Origin of the sequence: Chondromyces crocatus (assembly GCF_001189295.1) — a bacterium.
Classification (GTDB): Bacteria; Myxococcota_A; Polyangia; order Polyangiales; family Polyangiaceae; genus Chondromyces; species Chondromyces crocatus.
This window is the reverse complement of sequence record NZ_CP012159.1, coordinates 7660903-7679601: the sequence shown is the minus strand read 5'-3', so window position 1 is coordinate 7679601 and position 18699 is coordinate 7660903. Positions and strand designations below refer to the sequence as shown.

The window sequence follows — 18699 nt, the reverse complement described above, 5'->3', positions numbered from 1 at the left end:
GATGGACTTGTCCTACAGTGGAGGTGGGGGGAGTTCGCGAACCGAACGGACGATGACGACGCCCGCGGAGATCAAGAGAGCCCTTCGTGATGCTGGAGCCGAGGTCTACCGGACCCGAGGCGATGTGGTTCACATCGCAGAGCGTGTCCGGGAGAACCTGCTGATGGACTCTGGCATCTTCGTGGACGCCCAGGGGCCGAAGGTCGGCTTCGTGGTGCGGGCCCAGCGTACCGATTTTCCCGGCGTGCCCGAGGACCAGCTCTTCGAGCGGGCCCGCAGGCTCGGGGAGGCAGCGCTCTCGCGTGGCTTCCGCGAGACGGAGAGCGCGCTGCGGGAGGTGCGGGATCCCGGGGACGGTGAGCGCACCATCGACACGTGGTACGAGGTGCAGTTCGAGAAGCCGGTCGAGTCGATCGATGCGGCGATCAGCGAGATCAGGTTCGCGCTGACGCTTCACCGGTCCGCCGGGCCCCAGTAAACAGCGAGGAGCCTCGGACATGATGGCGTCGGGCCGTTCGGCGGGTCTGCTCGGCCCGGGTGGGCCGCTCGCGTCGGCGTTGGAGCGCTACGAGGAGCGCGAGGGGCAGCTCGCGATGGCGAGCGCCGTGGAGCGCGCGCTGGCCGGGGATCGTGTGCTGCTCTGCGAGGCAGGGACGGGGACGGGCAAGACGCTGGCGTACCTGGTGCCCGCGATCCTGAGCGGTCGGAAGGTGGTGGTCTCGACGGCGACGAAGGCGCTGGAGGACCAGATCTACACGAAGGATCTGCCGCTCATCGCGCAGAACCTGGGGCTGAACCCGCAGGCGGCGCTGGTGAAGGGGCTCGGCAATTACCTGTGCCTGCGCCGGTACAACGAGCTGCGCAACAGCCCGGAGGCGGGGCGCTCGGAGGTGCGGCGGGCGCTGCCCTTGATCGAGGCCTGGGCCAAGGAGACCGAGACGGGCGACGTGGCGGAGCTGGTCTCGCTGGCCGAGGGGGACCCGATCTGGCGGGAGGTGTCGTCGTCGAGCGACACGCGCCTGGGATCGTCGTGCGAGTACAACGAGGCGTGCTTCGTCACGTCGATGCGGCGCGAGGCCGAGGAGGCGCGGCTGCTCATCGTGAACCACCACCTGTTCTTCGCGGACCTGGCGGTGAAGATGGCGGCGGCGAAGCGGGGGTTCGCAGGGGCGCGGGCGCTGCCGGCGTACGACGCGGTGATCTTCGACGAGGCGCACCAGCTCGAGGAGATCGCGACATCCTTCTTCGGGGTGCGGCTGTCGCGGGCGCGGGTGGAGGCGATGCTGCGGGACGCGGACCGGGCGTTCCTCGCGGCCGGGCTCACCGATCGGGTGTTCGGTGGAGGGCAAGGGGCGTCGCTGACGCAGGCGCTGCGGGCGTCGTCGGAGCTCCTCTTCGGGGAGCTCGCGCAGACGGCGGTGGTGGCGGACGTGCGCGGAGAGGGGAGGATCCCGCTGCCGCACGACGTGTGGACGGGGAGTCTGCTGGCCGCCTACCACCGGCTCGACGATGGGCTGGAGGCGCTGGCGAACTACGCGGCCGACGTGACCGCGGACGAGGCGGTGCGGCTCGTGTCGCAGCGGGCGACGCAGATGCGTGAAGACGCGGCGAAGATCGTGGACCCGGTGGCGAACCAGGTGACCTGGGCCGAGGCGCGTGGGCGGAGCGCGGCCGGGCGGGATGCGGCGCTCTCGCGGGCGGACATCGCTGTGGGGGCCTCGCCGGTGGATCTCGGCTGGATCTTCCGGGATCAGGTGTTCGAGCGGATCGGGTCGGTGGTGCTGACGAGCGCGACGTTGACCACGGGGGGGTTCGGATCGAGCGAGGTGAGCGCGGGGAGCGGGGGACCGGCGAGCGGTGGGACCACGAGCGGAGGGACCACGAGCGGGCGGTTCAAGTTCCTGCGGGCGCGGATGGGGCTCGACGATCGGGTGACGGTGCCGGTGGAGGAGCTGGAGGTGCCGTCGCCGTTCGACTACGCGCGGTCGTCGCTGCTCTATACGCCGCGGGATCTGCCGGAGGTGTCGGACGGGGCGTTCATCGCGCGCGCGGTGGAGCGGACGTGCGCGCTGGTGGCGATGTCGGGGGGCGGAGCGTTCGTGCTCTGCACGTCGAACCGCTCGCTCTCGGCGTTCGCGCACGCGCTGCGGGAGCGGCTGCCAGAGCCGCCGCTGGTGCAAGGGGAGGCGCCGAAGGGGGCGCTCTTGCGGCGGTTCAGGGCGGCGCGGGACGCGGTGCTGGTGGCGACGATGAGCTTCTGGGAGGGAGTGGACGTGCCCGGGGAGGCGCTGCGGCTGGTGGTGATCGAGAAGCTGCCGTTCGCGGTGCCGTCGGACCCGGTGGTGGCGGCGCGCTGTGCAGCGCTGGAGGCGCAAGGGCGGGCGCCGTTCCTGGAGTACAGCGTGCCGCAGGCGGCGATCACGCTGAAGCAGGGGTTCGGTCGGCTGATCCGGACGCGGACCGATCAGGGGGTGGTGGCGATCCTCGATCGGCGGGTGCGGACGCGAGGCTACGGGCGGGTGCTGCTCGACAGCCTGCCGCCTGCGCCGCGGACCGAGCGGCTGGAGGACGTGCGCGCGTTCTGGGAGCGGCTCGGGGTCGTGGGAGATGCGCGCATGCGGGACGCGGGGGGATCGCGGGAGCGGGACGCAGAGGGATCGCGGGAGCGGAGCGCGGGGTGGCGAGGGGAAGCTGGGCCGTCGACGCCGAGCACCGCGCGGCGCACCGGGCGACGCGGCGACGAGGGAGTGCTCGACGAGGCGGAGCGCCAGGGCGTGCTGCCTTTCGCGGGGGCCGCGCCGAAGGTGCGGTGATACGCTCCGGGAATGGGCGCGCTGGGCGAGATCGGGAGGCGTGGGATCGCCGGGGCGGTGCTGGGGGGGCTGGGCGCGCTCGCGCTGACCATCGGGTTGGGAGCCTGCTCCGAGGAGGAGCTGGGGGGTCCACGTCCGGGCACGGTGATCAAGCCGCCCGACGGTGATGGGATCGATCTGGGGGAGGGGACGAGCCCGCCTCCGCTGGACTCCGAGGGGTACTGCGGGAACCAGATCCACCAGCCGGTGCGCGAGGTGTCGAACATTTACTTCCTGATCGATGCGTCGGGGAGCATGTCGACGTCGGCCGGCTCGGGAACGACCCGGTACCAGCGGGTGCAAGGCGCCGCGGTGAACCTGGTGCGTCAGCTGGGGTCGCTGATCAACGTCGGTGGCGCGGTGTTCCCGATCGGAGGCGGCGGCGAGGACGGTTGCGGGGTCGGGGGGGAGGTCCTGGCGGTCCGGCCCGGAGACCCGTACGTGAAGGGGCAAGGGAAGGGGCCGACGACGCGGGCGCTCGAGGGGGCGCTGTCGGTGAGTCCGCTGGGCGGGACACCGCTCGCAGCGACGCTGGAGGCGCTGACGCCAGGGCTCGCTGCGCTGGAAGGGCGGACGATCGTGGTGCTCGCGACCGACGGGGGGCCGAACTGCAACTACGAGGCGTCGTGCTCGGCGAGCGACTGCATCCCGTATGTGGAGGGGGCCTGCGGCTCGACTTGCTGTAGCCCTCAGGGGCTCGCAGGACCGTCGGGGTGCGTGGACCGGGCGAACGCCGTGGCCGCGGTGTCGGCGCTCGCGGCGCGCGGGATCACCGTCTACGTGATCGGCATCCCCGGGAGCGAGGTGTACGGCGGGGTGCTGGATCAGCTCGCGGTCGCTGGGGGTGCGCCGCAGTTCGTGAGCCCGTTCTACTACAAGGTGGATGATCTGGGCTCGCTGGGCGGCGTGCTGGCAGAGATCGCGGGCGGGGTGATCTCGTGCGCGTTCGATCTGCAATCGGAGCCTCCGGAGGAGGGGATGACGAACGTGTACCTCGACGGGAAGGTGCTTCCTTACGGCGAGGAGAACGGGTGGAGGTGGACCTCGCCGACCGTGGTGGAGCTGACGGGAGACGCGTGTGAGGCGCTGAAGCTCGGTCAGGTGCGCGAGGTGCAGATCGTGTCGGGTTGCCCGACCGAGGCCGCGAAGTGACGTCGAGCCCCGCCGGGGGCGAGGTCTCGGTGACGCGGCTGTCGTCCGAGTCGGGGGGGCTCGACGAGGTCGATGGGGTGGCGCTCTCGGCGTTCGATCATCCGCAGTTCTCCGTGCGGGAGGAGCTGTCGCGACCGTGGTCGCGGAGCTGGGTGGCACGGCGTGGCGGGGACGCGGTGGCGTTCGTGATCGCGTGGCACGTGGCGGACGAGATCCACGTGCTGAACGTGGCGACGCTGCCCGCGGCGCGTCGTCAGGGGCTGGCGCGGCTGCTGATGCAGGAGGTGTTCGCCTACGCGCGGGAGCACCAGGCGAGGCTCTTGCTGCTGGAGGTGAGGCGCTCGAACGCGGCGGCGCTGTGGCTCTACCGGGGGCTGGGGTTCCACACGCTGTCGGTGCGCGTCGGGTACTACGGAGACAATGGCGAAGACGCGATCGAGATGATCGCCGTGCTGGATCAGACGACGGGGGAGCTGCTTCCCGGGAAGGACGAGGTGCCGTTCCCTTGCTGATGGGGCGGCTCTCGGTGGGGCGCAGGGCTCCCTCGGCGCGAACCTGGGTCTGGGTGAGGGCAGCTCAAGGCCACTTCGTCTTCTCGTAGATGCACCACGCCGCGCCGCCGCGGAGCTGCATGGGGTGGCGCAGGCGGTAGTCCTTGCGGAAGCGAGGATCGCTCGTGGAGACGCGCGACGAGGGGACCGTGGGGTTCTTGCAGTCGGTGCCCGAGGCGATGATCACGAAGTAGCGCGGGTTCTTGCCGAAGACGATGTCGGTGTAGCCGGCTCCCGTCTTGCGGGTGTAGCCGCCCGGCAGGTGAGACACGTCGGTGTTGAGCAGGCCGAGCATGTCGACGATGGGATAGCCGGTGCGGTAGCCGATGTAGCCGATGTCGGCGACGGCGATGGGGCCGGGTTCGGTGTTGTCGACGAACCACTGGGCGGTGCGACCGGCGGCATCGTCCCAGAATCCCTTGTCGTTGCGGAGGATGCCGGCCTGGGCTGCGCTGAGCGTGCCGGCGCGCCAGAGGGCGACCACGAAGAGGAAGCCGAGGACGGCGACGCGCGCGGTGCGCTCGCGTCGGTCTGCGAGGGCGCGCGCGGCGTCATCCACGAGGAGGAACAGGAACGGCTCGGCGGGGGCGAGGAAGCGGAAGTAGGGCATCCAGTCGCCGCCGACGAGGAGGACGTAGGTGCCGAACAGGATGGCGATGGATGCGATGGCCAGAGCGTCGCGTCGCCCGCGGACGAGGGCGCCAGCGATCGAACCGATGCCGAGCCAGATCGCTGGGCCGGCGTGGGAGAGGTAGTTGCGAAGGTAGTCGCTGCCGCTGCGGAGCTGCTGGGTGATGTCGCCCGTCTTCGCGGCGAGGGTGTTGGGGACCCAGGCGCCGTAGTAGGCCTTGCGGAACGCGAGATGGGCGACGACGGGGAGGGCGAACGCGAGGAGGCGGAGCAGGTTGCGCCGGGTGAAGAGGGCGTCGCGATGCCAGAGGACCAGCATGCCGAGGAAGAGGGGCGCCTCGGGCCGGGTGAGCGCCGCGAGGGCGAAGACGAGCCCGGAGAGCGGCAAGCGGCGCGCTGAGCTTGCGGCAGCGGCGTCTTCTTCGCGCAGGAAGATCTCGGTCCCGCCGACGACGAGCAGGAGAAACAGCGGCGTTTCCAGGCCGAAGACGGCGTACCCCGTGACGAGAAAGCTGGTGGCGAGCAGCCAGGTGGCAAGACAGGGGACGTTGGTGAACGGCCGGAGTCGCCGGGAGAGCAGGTAGGTCGGCCACAGGGCGGCGCACGCACTGGTGACGCCGAGGATCTTGGCGGCTGTATCGACGGAGAGGCCGAGCGTGGCCGCGCCAGCGAGGAGAACGGTCCAGAGGAAGTTGGTGTAGCCCTCGACCCGTTCGCCCGGGTTGTAGACCAGGCCTTCACCCCGGGCGAGGTTCTCCGCGTAGCGGTAGGAGATGTACGCGTCGTCCACGGTGAACGACCAGACGCGCGCGGCGCAGAGGAGCGTGAGCAGGACGGGGAGCAGCAGGCCGAGGACGAGCTGCGCTCTTGGCGAGAGCCACGGAGGAGCGTCGTGGGCGTCTGGGCTTTCCGAGCTTCCGCGCTCGTCCGAGGTGGAAGGCGCCAGCGCGCTCTCTTGGGAACTTGAAGAAAGGGCGGAATCGGGAGGGGGCGTAGAAGAGGTGGCGCTCACTGGTGCCGCGTCGAACCTAGCCCAGTGTCTTCGCGTTTGCGCAAGGGTTTCCGTGTTACGCAGCGGTGCGAAGCTGGTTGCGCACTGAACCTGTCAGACTAATCTATCGGGGTGTCCTTCGTTCAGGCGCCTTCAGGGGAGTTGCAGCGGGTCACGGACGCCATCCTCGCCCGGATCGTCGGAGGCACTTATCCAAGTGGGCTGAAGCTGCCCTCCGAGGCCGATCTGGCGGGAGAGCTGGGTTGCGGGAGGAGCACGATCCGGGAGGCACTGCGAAACTTGACGGCCCTCGGTGTGGTGAGGAGTCGCCGGGGATCGGGGGCGCTGGTGCTGGACTTCCGGCGAGATGGGACGCCGGCACTGCTGCCTCCCTACGTGTTGGCGGGGCGGTTCGATCGGCCCGTGGAGACGCTGGCGCTGGAGCTTCTGCGGCTGCGCGCCATGCTCGCGCGGGAGGCGGTGCGGCTGGCCGCGCGGTACGCGCCGTCTGGCGCGATGGCGGAGGCGCGCTCGATCCTGGCGGGCGCCCCCTCGGAGAAGGATCCGGCGCGGCATGCGCTGATGGAGCTGGATCTGTTCCGCGCCATCGTGTGCTCGAGCGGGATCTGGCCGGCGGTGTGGCTGGCGAACTCGTTCTGGGCGCCGATGCGTGAGCTGCAGGCGATGCTGGCGCCTGCCGTCGGGCTGCCGCCGAGCGATTTCGAGCCGACGATGGGGCGTCTGCTGGAACTGATCGAGGCGCGTGAGGCCGAGGCGGCGGAGCTCCACCTGGAGGCATGGCTCGCCCGGGTGGACGCAGAGATTCTGGGGGCGATGGCGCGGGCGCTGGGTGAAGACGATGCAAAGAGGAAAGGGGGTACGCCATGAGCGAAGCGTTGGAGTTCCTTCCGTGGATCGTGATCACGGTGATGGGGATGATGGGGCTGGGGCTGGCAGTGCAGGGGGTGGCGCTGGGTTACCCGCGCAGCCGCTTGAGGACGCGGGTGCTGTCGGCGAAGGAGCAGGCGATCATCTCGGCCTGCGCGGATGCGCTGTTCCCGCCGGCCGGGCCGATCCCGGTCTCGGGGACGGAGGCGGGCCTGGTCTCTTACATGGACGGTTACCTGGTGCGGGCCCCGAGGGGGTCGCGCACGTTGATCCGGCTGCTCTTCCGGCTGGTGGAGCACGGGCCGTGGATCTGGGGGCCGCGACGCGCGAGGTTCACGCGGCTCTCCCCCGAGGAGCAGCGGGCGGCGCTGGCGAGGATGGCGGGGAGCCCGATTTACTTCCGGCGGGTGGCGTTCGTGTCGCTGCGGATGATGCTCACCATGGGGTACTTCGCGCACGCGGGGGTGCAGCGCGCGATCGGGATCCCGGGGATCGAGATCGGGGAGGCGCGGGCATGAGGACGCTCCCTCTGGAGGCACGCGCACCGGAGCGGCCTTCGATGGATCCGCACGCCGGTGTGAAGGTGTTCGCGGATTACCGAGGTGAGCTGCGGGCGCGGTGCGAGGTGCTGGTCGTCGGCTCGGGGCCGAGCGGCGCGGTGGTGGCGAAGGAGCTCGCCGAGGCGGGCAGGGACGTGATCCTGCTCGAGGAGGGGCCGCCCTTCGGGCTGAAGGACTTCCGGCAGGAGGCGGGCGAGTCGATGTCCCGCATGCTGCGCGAAGGCGGGATGCGGACGACGCGCGGGCAGACGTTCATCCCGACGATGCAGGCCATCGCGCTCGGGGGGGGGTCGGTGATGAACTCGGCGATCTGCGCGCGCTCGCCAGCGTGGGTGTTCGACAAGTGGGGAGAGGTGTCGGGCACGTCGTCGATCACGCGCGAGGCGCTGGATCCCCACTACGAGCGGGTCGAGGCGTTCCTCGGCGTGGAGCCGACCGCGCAGGAGGTGATGGGGCGGCGCAACCTCCTGTTCAAGCAGGGGTGTGATGCGCTCGGTCTATCGAGCGAGCCGACGTTCCGGAACGTGCGTGGATGCAAGGGGTCGGCGGAGTGCTTCACGGGCTGCCGGCACGGGGCGAAGCGATCGATGGACGTGTCGTACGTGCCTGCGGCGATCCGGGCGGGGGCGCGGGTGTTCTCGAGCGTGCGTGCGGAGCGGTTGATCATGGAGGGGCGGCGCGCGGTGGGAATGCGGGGCCGGGTGGTGGAGCCGTTCACGGGGCGGGAGACGCACATGGCGACGATCCATGCCGACACCGTGGTGCTCGCGGCCGGGTGCATGGCGACACCGCTCTTGCTGCTCCGGAGCGGGGTGGGGAACTCGAGCGGCTATGTGGGGCGGGAGCTGCAACTCCACCCGGGGCTGGCAGTGATGGCGGTGTTCCCGGAGCGGATCGATCCGTGGGCGGGGGCGACGCAGGGGTACCACTCGCTGCACTTCCTGGAGGAAGGGCTGAAGCTGGAGGTGCTCTGGTCGCCGCCCGCGGTGCTCGCGGCACGCTTTCCTGGGCTGGGGCACGAGCTGCAGCGCTACTTCCAGGCCTACGACCGGATGGCTCCCTTCGATGTGATCATCGCTGCGGAGCGGTCGCGTGGGTCCGTGCGCCTGCGACGGGGGACCCTGGAGCCGGACATCCGGTTCGACCTGGATCAGCGGGATGTGGAGCGGCTGCAGCGCGGGCTGGGGTATCTCTCCGACATCTGCTGGGCGGCGGGGGCGGAGGCGGTCATGCCCGGGCTGTTCGGCGTCCCCGATCTGCTGAAGTCGCGGGAAGAGGCGGAGGTCCTGCGGCAGATGAAGCTCACCGCACGGCACACCATCACCGCGGGGAACCACGCCTTCGGGACGGCGCGCATGTCCCATCAGGCGCGTGATGGCGTGGTGGACGAGTGGGGGCGGTGTCACGAGACGGAAAATGTGTACGTCGCCGACACGAGTGTGTTTCCCGGTAGTCCGGCGGTGAACCCGATGCTGACGTGCATGGCGCTCGCCGACAGGATCGCGCGCGGAATCGCCGTGCGCTGGTGAGCGACCACGCGGTCGCGTGGCGAGAGCGAGGCGCCCGCGTTGCTCCACGCCGTTCGAGGGTTCATCCTGGAGCGGGTCGATGGCGGGTGCGCTCCGGGGTCGTTTGCGTGGCCCCAGGACGGCTGGTTGAGGGCCCCCTTGCTCCTAGATGGAGGTAACTCCTGAGTTGATGAGGAGCGGACGGAGGCTACAAGTTAGGCGGTACGTTTCTTGGGCCCGAATCGCCGTTCGGGTCCACCTCGCAGGCTCAGGATCAGCAGGATCAGGGAGAGATGATGTTGGGTCCGAACGAAGGTTACCTGGCGACTCCTCGTAGCCCCACGCGGCCCACGCATCGTGGGAACAGCGCCGGTCGTGTGCTTCTCGTGGAGGACGAGCCCGATCAGGCCGCCATCCTCGAGGCGGTGCTTCGCCACGAAGGGCTGGAGGTGGTGGTTGCATCGAGCGGGGAGCAAGCACTCGAGGTGCATCAGCGGACGCCAGCCGACGTGCTGGTCACGGACCTGAACCTCCCCGGCATGACCGGTGTGGATCTGATGCGGCGCCTGAACACGCGCGACCCCGAGGCGCCCGAGCCTAAGGTACCTCCGCCGGCTGTGGTGATGGTCACCGGGTCGGGCTCGATCGCCAGCGCGGTGGATGCTCTGAAGCTCGGTGCTGCCGACTACCTGCAGAAGCCGCTGGATCCGGCGCGCCTGGTCTCGCTCGTTCGGGAGCTCTTGCGCTCGGACGGTGTGCCGGTGGCACTCGGCGATGAGGAGGACGGTCAGCTCGTCTTCGAGGGCATGATCGGTGGCTCGCAGAAGATGCGCGATGTCTTCGCGCGCATCGAGCGTGTCGGCGCGACCATGGCGCCGGTGCTGATCGTCGGCGAGAGCGGGACGGGCAAGGAGCTGGTGGCGCGCGCGATCCACAACCGGAGCCGCCGCCGCAACGGGCCGTTCGTGCCGGTGCACACGGGGGCGATCCCGCGTGAGCTGATCGGCAGCGAACTCTTCGGCCACGAGAAGGGATCGTTCACCGGGGCGTTCTCTGCCGCAGAAGGAAAATTCGAAGCGGCCGCGGGCGGGACCATCTTCCTCGACGAGGTGGGGACGATGGACTCGGCGGTCCAGGTCAGCTTGCTGCGCGTGCTCGAGACCTACCGCTTCACCCGGGTCGGTGGGCGCAAAGAGATCGAGGCCGACGTGCGGGTGGTCGCAGCGACGAACAAGGATCTGCTCGACCTGGTGGACGAGAACGTCTTCCGAGAAGATCTGTACTACCGGCTCAACGTCTTCACGATCACCTTGCCGCCGCTCCGGGAGCGGCGTGAGGACGTGCATCCGATCGGCGAGCGCTACCTGGTGAAGTTCGCGCGTCGCTACGGCACGCCGGCGCGTCGGCTCAGCGAGGCGGCGATCCAGCGGCTGGGGGAGCACGATTGGCCCGGCAACGTGCGCGAGTTGCGTAACGTCATGGAGCAGACGGCGCTGTTCGCGCCAGGCGAGATCGTGGGCGCGGACGATGTCCAGATCGGTCAGGGCCGCATCGAGCGGCGGGCTGGCCACGCACACGGGCCGCGCTCGGAGGCGCAAGGCCGAGCGCCCGTGCCGTCGAGTACGGCAGGGGTACCTTCCGGGGTGGCCGCGAGCTGGCCTGGTCAGGCTCCGCCGCGCTCGGAGGCGGGCCCCGGCTCGTGGAACGTGAACGCCGCGTGGCCGCAAGGTCGCGCTCCAGAGGGGGGCACGCCCCCGTCGATCAACGCGGGGACGGCGCCGCTCTCGGCAGATGGGACCATCTCGGGATGGGCTGCGCCTACCTTCGACCCGCAGAGGACACCGGGGACCCTGGTCACCCACCTGGATGCCGGGGCAGAACCGGCGACGCTGTCGTCGGCGGGTCCGGTGACGACGGTGTCGTCGACCCTCGTCGGTGAGCCGCGGATCGCGACTCCCATGCCGGTGGTCGCGACCCCTCCCCTCGGACAGGTGCCGCGGACAGCGGAGGGCGGCGTGCGGGAGCACGAGCCTACCCGAGAGAGTGGTGATGCAGGGGAGCATCCGCTGGTGCTCCGGTTGCCCGTGGGGACACGGCTGGCGGACGCCGAGCGGCAGCTCATCCTGCTGACGCTGGAGGCGGTTCGCGGCAACAAGCAACGCGCGGCGCGGGTGCTCGGCATCAGCCGACGTGGCCTCTACTCCAAGCTCCAGGCTTACGGTGAGCACGTTGGAGGACAGGAGGCGCAAGGGGCGCCGGAAGCGGCCGAGCCGCAAGAGGCGGGCGAGACCGAGCCGCAGGAGGGAGCCGACGAGGTCCAAGCCAGCACCGAGGAGCACGCGGGTGACGAAGGAGGAACTCGCGACGCGACGTGATCCGTCTCGCAAAGGGGGGGCACGGGGGTGGGAGACGCTGGCACAGTTGCTCCCGAGGCATGTGCGCCGCGGCTTTTCCGGTCGCTGTTCGAGCCGGAGAAGGCAGAAAAGCTGAGACACGCACGTGATGCGTCGGCTTGGGCTTACCTCTCGCCGCAGACCTGAGTAATCTTGTGGGGCGCGCAGCGAGACCATCCGCGCAAGACGTCCGTCAGGAATCGGGCAAAGAGGCACGCGGCCGGGTTACACTCGTCTCATGCCTCGTCGGAGCCAGCCCCTGCGAGCGAAGCCCTCATGAAGATCACCTGCCAGTCCTGCCAGTCGAAGTACACGGTCTCGGACGAGAAGGTCCAAGGCAAAACCGTCAAGATCAAGTGCCGCAAGTGCGGTGCGACGATCCTGGTGAACAGCTCCGGGGCGGTGGCCGGGACTGGAGGCGGCATCGCCGATCCGGTGTCGGCCGCCGGAGTTCCGGGCGACGCCACGACGTACCTGGTCAACGTGGCCGAGGGAGATCAGCGCACGCTGTCGCTCCCGGAGCTCGTGTCGCTCTACCAGAGCGGCGCCGTCACCGCCGATACATACGTGTGGGCGGATGGAATGGCGGACTGGCAACCGCTCGGGCAGGTCGAGTCGATCGTGTCCGCGTTGAGCGGTGGCACGTCGGCTGACGTTGCACCTGCCTACAGCACGGCCTCTGAGCCCGTGGCCGCTCCGAGCGCGGCTGCTGCGCCCGCATACGGCGCCACGTCGGGCTACGGAGCAGGGCCCTCCTCGGGGGGCGGGGTGTCGGCCGAGGCGGTGGCTGCCTCCGCACCGCGCGCAGCGCGTCGGGATCCTGCCAAGCCGAGCGCCGATCTCTTCGGCGCGGGCGGGCGGGAGTCGCAGCGACCCAGCGACGACGTGGCCACGAGCGCGCCGCTCTTCAGCGGTGGCGGTGGCGCGGGGCGCAGGGAGGAGAATTCGGTCCTGTTTTCGCTGTCGGCCCTCACGTCGAAGTCGTCGACGGTCTCGGCTTCGCCTCCAGCGAAGACGACGGCGCGCGGCGACGACTCGGGCCTCATCGATCTGAAGGCGCTGGCAGCAGGGGCGCCCGCTCCCTCGCCTGCAGCCGCGATCGTGCAGGATGACGGCGGGCTGTTCCAGCTCAGCGCGCCGATCGGTGCCCTCGGCGCGCCCGCATCGGCCGCGCCGTCGGTTGCGCCCATCGCCGACACGCCCCCCAAGAACCGAGGCCCGATGTTCGTGGGCGTCGGGATCGCAGTGGCAGGTCTGGCCATCGCTGGTGCGTTCTTCGCCGCCAAGGGGGGAGATCCGCAGGTGCAGACGACGGGGGCCGAGACGCCAGCGCCCGTGCAGACCACGGCGCCCACGCCCGAGCCCACGCCCGAGCCCACGCCGAGCGCGATCGATCCAGGGGCCACGGCGGCGGCACCGACGGCGAGCGCGAGCGCGAGTGCCGTGGCCGCGTCGAAGCCGGTCACCTCGCGTCCGGCGAGCGGTGGAAGCACCACGAAGTCGGGCTCCGGGAGCGGCGCTGCGTCGAAGCCTCCCACCGCAGCGACGCCGGCGGCGACGGCCAAGCCGCCTGCCCGTGGGAACTGCGGCTGCCGTCCTGACGATCTGATGTGCAACATGCAGTGCTCTGCCAAGGGCAAGTAGCATCCCACCCAAGGCGCCTCGGAGGCCTCCGCGGCGCTTGCTCCAGAACACCGAAGTCAGCCGAACGGCTCGAAGGCGCTCTTCTTGCTGCGCCACCTCATCGGCTATCCTCCGCCGACATCCACGTGTGGCGAGCTTCTCATCGCGTCGATCTCGGTGATGTGACGCTGGCGTACGAGGTCAGTGACGAACGTCCACCCGCTGTCTCGGCGGCCGCTCGTGCTGATGTCGAGCCGATCGCTGCGCGTCCTCTGGTGATCGCGGCGCATGGCTTTCCCGACGACGCGACGACGTTCCATGCACAGGTGCCAGCGCTGGTCGCCGCCGGGTATCGCGTGGTGACGCCCACGCTGCGGGGTTACGCGCCGAGCGGTGTCCCGCGGAGCGGTCGGTACGACCCTGTCACCATCGCGCGCGATCTGCTCGCGCTCGCCGATCGGCTCTCACCTGGGACGCCCGTGAGGTTCGTCGGACACGACTGGGGGGCGGTCGCGGGCTTTGCGCTCGTGGCGCTCGCCCCTCATCGGGTCTCGCATTTCGCCGCCCTGGCCATCCCTCACCTGCGCGCCTTGCTGCCACGGATGGTCACCCCGGCGCAGCTCCGACGCTCCTGGTACATGGGCCTCTTTCAGATACCGGGCGTCGCCGAGGCGCGCTTGCGCGCAGCCGATCTGGCGCTCGTGGACCGGCTCTGGCGTGACTGGTCGCCTGGCCACGTTGCCTCGGTGGAGGAGCTCCGCTCCGTCAAGCGAGGCATCCGTGAGCGCATCGGACCGGTGCTCGGCTACTACCGGGCCATCCCGTGCGTTCTCTCGGGGCCGGAGAGGCGCTTGCTGCTCGCGCCGACGACAGTCGCGACCCTTCGCCTTCACGGCATGGACGATGGCTGCATCGGCGTGGCGTGTGGTCGCGGAGAGGAGCGCTTCTACGAAGGTCGCTTCGAGTCGCGACAGATCGTGAACGCAGGACACTTTCTCCAGCGCGAGCGGCCAGAGGAAGTGAACGAAGCGTTGACGTCGTTCTTTGCCTGCTGAGCGTCATCCACCCGGCGTAGAGAGAGGACGGCCGGGTGAGGGGTCACGACGCCGAGGCGGCGTCGCGTCGAGGCATGCCGAGAAAGGAGAGGTCTCAGCCCGCAGCTTGCTGCTCGGACGAGGCCTGCTTCCTCTCTTCCTTGGTTGCCTTGCGGTTCTCCGCATCGAGGAGGCCGATCCGGGCCTTCTGGCTCCGCTTCACACGCTTCTTCTTGAGCGGGGAGGAAAGCCACTCGTGACGCAACCGCACGTTCCACTTCGAAGTGTTCGCCATGATGTGAATTCGACCTTCTTGAGCGAGGGGCTCGCAGCCTACCCACCCACACCTCGTCGTCAAGGCTTCTCGGGGGGCGGAGCTTCGATAACAGCGCAGGGATGCCCTGAAAAGGGCCTCACCATCCGGCTTTCTTGACAGCGGTGTGCTGCGCGGGGACACCCGTAGCATGTTCGCGATCCGACCGCATCAGCCGGGTGGCCCCGAGATCCTGAAGCTCGAAGAGCTCCCCACGCCGGCGCCGGCGGTGGGGGAGGTGCTCGTTCGCATCGAGGCTGCGGGGGTCAATTTCATCGATATCTACCACCGGAGTGGTCAGTACCCCATGCCGCAGCCCATGCCCCTGGGGCTGGAAGGGGCCGGTGTGGTCGAGGCCGTCGGCGAGGGCGTCACCGAAGTGGGGGTCGGAGAGCGCGTGGCGTGGGCCGCCGGGCCTGGGTCCTATGCGTCGCACGTGGTGATTCCTTCCTCCAAGCTGGTCCCGGTGCCGGAAGGGGTCGATGCGCGCATGGCGGCCGCGGCCATGCTGCAAGGGATGACCGCCCAGTACCTGGCGAAGACGACGTGGCCGCTTCGTCCTGGGGACCTGTGCTTGATCCACGCCGCTGCCGGGGGCGTGGGCTTGCTGCTCTGCCAGATGGCCCGGCGCGCCGGGGCGTTCGTCATCGGGACCGTGTCGACAGAGGAGAAGGCGGCCCTCGCGCGAGACGCGGGGGCCCACGAGGTGATCGTCTACACGCAGCAGGATTTCGCGGAAGAGACGCAGCGGCTCGTGGGAGGGAAGGGCGTCTCGGTGGTCTACGACTCCGTCGGACGAGATACGTTCGAGCGCAGCCTGTCGTGTCTACGACGTCGGGGGATGCTGGTGCTCTACGGTCAGTCGAGTGGCCCGGTGGGGCCATTCGACCCGCAGCTCCTCGCGCGTCACGGCTCGTTGTTCCTCACGCGCCCCACGCTCGGAGATTACACGGCGACCCGGGAAGATCTGCTCACCCGCGCGAGTGACGTGCTGCTCGGCATTCAGAAAGGAGAGCTGACCCTCCGCATTGGTGTGACGTATCCCCTGGCCCAGGCGGCCGAAGCGCATTCGGCCCTCGGGGGACGCGCCACGTCGGGAAAGATCCTGCTGCTTCCGGACTGAGGAGCTGCTCGGCGACGCTGATGAGAGCGTCAGGGATGAGCTGAGGGAACGATCAAGGCGTGCTCGCCGGGTTGGCAGGGTCGCTTCCAGCCGCGAGCTCGTCGCCATCCCGGAACCCATCGCCGTCACGGTCGACACCGAGACGGTAGCCGGAGCCCGGTGGCACGCAAGTATAGGTCAGGGGGACCGAGAGCACCTGACCGAGGAGTCGCAGGGCGAGATCGTGGACGAAGGGGGCCTGCGCGCGATCGGTCTCGAACAGCCCGCCACCCCTGTACACGAAGCCGATTTCCTTCTGCAGGGCGCGACCCTTGACGATGAGATTGCACTCCCCCGCCTCGGCGCGTTTGCGCAGGAGGGTGATGCGGGCATGCACGTCGGCGCCGCTCGTGGCCGAGAGCGTCGCCTGCTGGCCGACGATGGGCGCCATGTTGGAGTCGAAGGCGAGGAGGAACGATTCGACCTGCCGACGGAGGAGCGTTCCGGAAGGGCCGATGGGGAAGCCTTCGGGGTTCTCTGGGCTCTCGCCGAAACCGAAGTGCATGAAGCGGAAGATGGTGTCGATCATGCCGTCGTGCAGGAAGCCGAAGCCACGGACCTGATCGCCCGTGAAGCCATTGTCCCCCGGCTCGATCCCGGGGGCCTCGGCCATGCCGAACATCCCGACCTTCTGGTACATGTTCCGCAGGTGCGCGACCTTCATGGTCTGCGGCGTCCCTTCGAACGTGCTCAATCCCTCGGTGCCGAAGAACCCTGGCCTGGATGCCCCGGGGTTCCCGTTCGGGTCGAGGTGGTGGCAGCCTTCGCAGCTGTGGCTGACGTCCGACAGGGGGCCGAAGTAGAAATCGCGGCCTGCCTGCTGATCCGGCGTGAGCGCGTTGTCGAGGGCCCGGACGGGGTTGGGCGGATAGGTGATCTCCAGAGCGAACTCCGCGAAGACATCCATGTCCCCGTGGGAGATCTCGCTGTCTCGCCCCAGCAGCTCGGGGAAGGCCGGATTGAACTGGTGGAAGGCGGCCTTTTCGTCGAAGATCCCGCTGTCCGGCTGCACGGAGGGGGCATCATTGCCGCCGGTGCGGTCGCCACGCCAGTGCATGGGTCCGTGGTTGGCCATCCCCCGCAAGCTCTGGGTGGTCATCGGGCCTTTGAGCGGGCGGTAGTTCGGATCGTCGGGGTCCTCCAGGAGGAAGGGGCCCGGGTTGGTGATGGTCTCGGCGTCGGGGTTGCCCAGGTCCCAGGCAAGGCTGTCGAAGTCGCCGAAGACGTGGCAGCTGGCGCACGAAGAGTCGCCATGGCTCGACGAGAATGCGGCGTCGTACAGGAACCGTCGTCCCTGGACGATGTGCGCCGGTTCCGGATTGAACAGCGGGACGTGTGCCGTCTCGGTGCGGGTCGCCGTGTTGATGATGGAAATGGCGTTGTCGAACCGGGTGAGGGTGTAGAGACGCTGACGCGCCTCGTCGAGAATGAGCCCCCCGGGGCCTCCTGCGGAGAGGGGAATGTGCGTGCTCTCGTCGGGCACGAACGTGTCGTTCTCGAGCGCTGCCGTGTCGAATACGCCGATCTTCTGGGAACTGAGGGCGGCGACGTAGAGGGTGGCGCCATTGCTGCTGACTGCCATCTCCTGAGGCAATGCGAGGCTTTTCGCATTCTCGCTGTTGGGGAGCGGGGCGCAGCACGTGTCGTAGTCGATGTGTTTGTTGAGGTGCCTCGGGAGGACGCTCCCGGTTCCGAGCACGGTGATCCGGCTCTCGTGCAGGTGCCCTCGCAGCGTCTCGCCCGCGTAGATGCCAGGCCCCTCGAAGCGCGTGTCGTTCAGCGCGTCGGTGTTGCTGACGTAGACCTTCCCGCTCACGGGATTGACGGCCATGTTGTAGAGGATCGTGCCTACGCCCGTGTAATAGCCTGCCGATCCGGCAAGCTGGGTCGGCGGATTGGCCATCGCATTGATGACGAATACGTCCTTGTCCGGCAGGGAGAACTTGACCTGGTCATCCCAGCTGCGGCCGAGAATGTCGAGCCAGTTGGCGCCATCGTACTTCACGATGATCGAGGACTCGGGCTGGGGCAGGCCCTGGAAATTCGTGTTGGGGCCGGGGACGCCACCCATGGCTTCTCCACCGTCAGGGACCAGGAGATCGCTGACGACCGTGGTCTGATTGCCGGAGTGGAACGCCGCGGCATACACCTTGGTGCCATCGGGTGAGACCGCGAGGGCGCGTGGGGTGTCGCTGAACAGGGTGACGATGGTGAGCGGGGGCGCCTTCAGGGCCGGGCCGAGCGCCATCGCGTCGTAGACCCACACGTCCGCGCGACCCACGCCGGGGGTGGTGAACTGAGGGTCGATGGGACTGTTCTGGCCGCGGTGGGCGGTGGTGATGAACGCGCGACGACGTCCAGGGCCTGCGAAGACGATATCGCGGGGCTCGTCGCCGACCAGCAGCGTGCGGACGACGCGCGCCCTCGTGGGATTGCTCACGTCGATGATACTGACGCTGTCCGAGATGTGATTGACCACCCAGACCTCGGCATTGGTCCTGGCAGCGACGGCGACGGGATCGACGCCGACCGGGACCGAGGCGCGGTGTTCGATTCCGGAGCTGGTGATTCGAAATACCTCCAGTCGTCCATCGGGTGTATTGACGGCGAATAGATGCTTCCCATCGGGGGACATGGCGAGTGGTCGCACGTGACCACTCTCGAAAAGCGTGTAATTCGGCGCAGCGTCCGCGGGCGCTGCGAGCGTCAGCGCGGACAGCGGCGTGGCGGCGACGAGCGCAGTAAGATAGCGGCGGAGTCGGAGCCCGTACATATGGCCTCCCTGAGCGCTAGGTTCATGTGATCCGGCACCAGACGTGAATACCGGAGCATCCAAGGTGCCCTGGGGCCTAAATCAGTGTCAAGCAGAGCGCAGAGGGCGAAGCATTCCCTGTGGGTCTCTATGCGTGATCCACCGCCACCTTGTCGTCAGGCGGATCAGCTTCGCAGCGTGTCTCTCGGTATGCCTCACTGCGGGACGTCGATGTCAGCCAGCGCTCATGGCGGCTCGTCCGATCCATGCGGCCGGAGGCTTTGCCCGCT

The 18699-nt window shown here is 69.1% G+C and carries 14 protein-coding genes; 11 read left to right on the top strand and 3 right to left on the bottom strand.

Annotated elements, in window-relative coordinates; translation table 11 throughout:
- Nucleotides 1–52: 52 nt before the first annotated feature.
- The 4 genes from CMC5_RS27500 to rimI are packed head-to-tail and all read left to right on the top strand — an operon-like array spanning nt 53 to nt 4516.
- Nucleotides 53–478, top strand: a complete 426-nt coding sequence (locus tag CMC5_RS27500) for a hypothetical protein (RefSeq protein WP_050436159.1) — start codon at nt 53–55, stop codon at nt 476–478.
- A 19-nt stretch (nt 479–497) separates the two neighbouring features.
- Nucleotides 498–2813, top strand: a complete 2316-nt coding sequence (locus tag CMC5_RS27495) for an ATP-dependent DNA helicase (RefSeq protein WP_063796358.1) — start codon at nt 498–500, stop codon at nt 2811–2813.
- A 12-nt stretch (nt 2814–2825) separates the two neighbouring features.
- A complete protein-coding gene (locus tag CMC5_RS27490; protein ID WP_050433189.1) occupies nt 2826–4004 on the top strand; it encodes a vWA domain-containing protein in 1179 nt (392 codons plus the stop codon).
- Complete coding sequence (rimI, locus tag CMC5_RS27485) at nt 4001–4516, top strand: ribosomal protein S18-alanine N-acetyltransferase (RefSeq protein ID WP_050433188.1); 516 nt, start codon at nt 4001–4003, stop codon at nt 4514–4516. Before CMC5_RS27490 ends, rimI begins: the two co-directional genes overlap by 4 nt.
- 64 nt (nt 4517–4580) lie before the next feature.
- On the opposite strand, the gene CMC5_RS27480 is transcribed toward rimI, so the two are convergent.
- Nucleotides 4581–5975: a hypothetical protein gene (locus CMC5_RS27480; RefSeq protein WP_156338896.1), complete on the bottom strand. Its 1395-nt coding sequence runs from the start codon at nt 5973–5975 to the stop codon at nt 4581–4583.
- A gap of 333 nt (nt 5976–6308) precedes the next feature.
- Between CMC5_RS27480 and CMC5_RS27475 the strand changes: the two genes are divergently transcribed.
- From CMC5_RS27475 to CMC5_RS27450, 6 genes are all read left to right on the top strand, one after another.
- Complete coding sequence (locus CMC5_RS27475; RefSeq protein WP_050433186.1) at nt 6309–7064, top strand: FadR/GntR family transcriptional regulator; 756 nt, start codon at nt 6309–6311, stop codon at nt 7062–7064.
- Entirely contained in the window at nt 7061–7582 is a 522-nt protein-coding gene (locus CMC5_RS27470) for a gluconate 2-dehydrogenase subunit 3 family protein (protein ID WP_050433185.1), read from the top strand. The genes CMC5_RS27475 and CMC5_RS27470 overlap by 4 nt, the downstream gene beginning before the upstream one ends.
- Nucleotides 7579–9153, top strand: a complete 1575-nt coding sequence (locus tag CMC5_RS27465; protein WP_082362846.1) for an FAD-dependent oxidoreductase — start codon at nt 7579–7581, stop codon at nt 9151–9153. The genes CMC5_RS27470 and CMC5_RS27465 overlap by 4 nt, the downstream gene beginning before the upstream one ends.
- A gap of 356 nt (nt 9154–9509) precedes the next feature.
- Complete coding sequence (locus CMC5_RS47885; RefSeq protein WP_245677778.1) at nt 9510–11507, top strand: sigma 54-interacting transcriptional regulator; 1998 nt, start codon at nt 9510–9512, stop codon at nt 11505–11507.
- A 294-nt stretch (nt 11508–11801) separates the two neighbouring features.
- Nucleotides 11802–13169 carry a zinc-ribbon domain-containing protein gene (locus tag CMC5_RS27455; protein ID WP_050433184.1) on the top strand — a complete coding sequence of 456 codons (1368 nt, stop codon included), beginning with the start codon at nt 11802–11804 and terminating at the stop codon, nt 13167–13169.
- Between the two features lie 125 nt (nt 13170–13294).
- Complete coding sequence (locus tag CMC5_RS27450; protein ID WP_169796677.1) at nt 13295–14203, top strand: alpha/beta fold hydrolase; 909 nt, start codon at nt 13295–13297, stop codon at nt 14201–14203.
- A gap of 94 nt (nt 14204–14297) precedes the next feature.
- Here CMC5_RS27450 and CMC5_RS27445 read toward each other — a convergent pair whose 3' ends face one another.
- Nucleotides 14298–14477 (bottom strand): hypothetical protein, encoded by a 180-nt coding sequence (locus CMC5_RS27445; RefSeq protein WP_050433182.1) that lies wholly within the window; start codon nt 14475–14477, stop codon nt 14298–14300.
- Nucleotides 14478–14646: 169 nt separating this feature from the next.
- Between CMC5_RS27445 and CMC5_RS27440 the strand changes: the two genes are divergently transcribed.
- A complete protein-coding gene (locus CMC5_RS27440) occupies nt 14647–15618 on the top strand; it encodes a quinone oxidoreductase family protein (RefSeq protein ID WP_050433181.1) in 972 nt (323 codons plus the stop codon).
- A 52-nt stretch (nt 15619–15670) separates the two neighbouring features.
- Here the strand turns inward: CMC5_RS27440 and CMC5_RS27435 are convergent, their stop codons facing one another.
- Nucleotides 15671–18430 (bottom strand): beta-propeller fold lactonase family protein, encoded by a 2760-nt coding sequence (locus CMC5_RS27435; RefSeq protein ID WP_050433180.1) that lies wholly within the window; start codon nt 18428–18430, stop codon nt 15671–15673.
- Between the last annotated feature and the right edge of the window lie 269 nt (nt 18431–18699).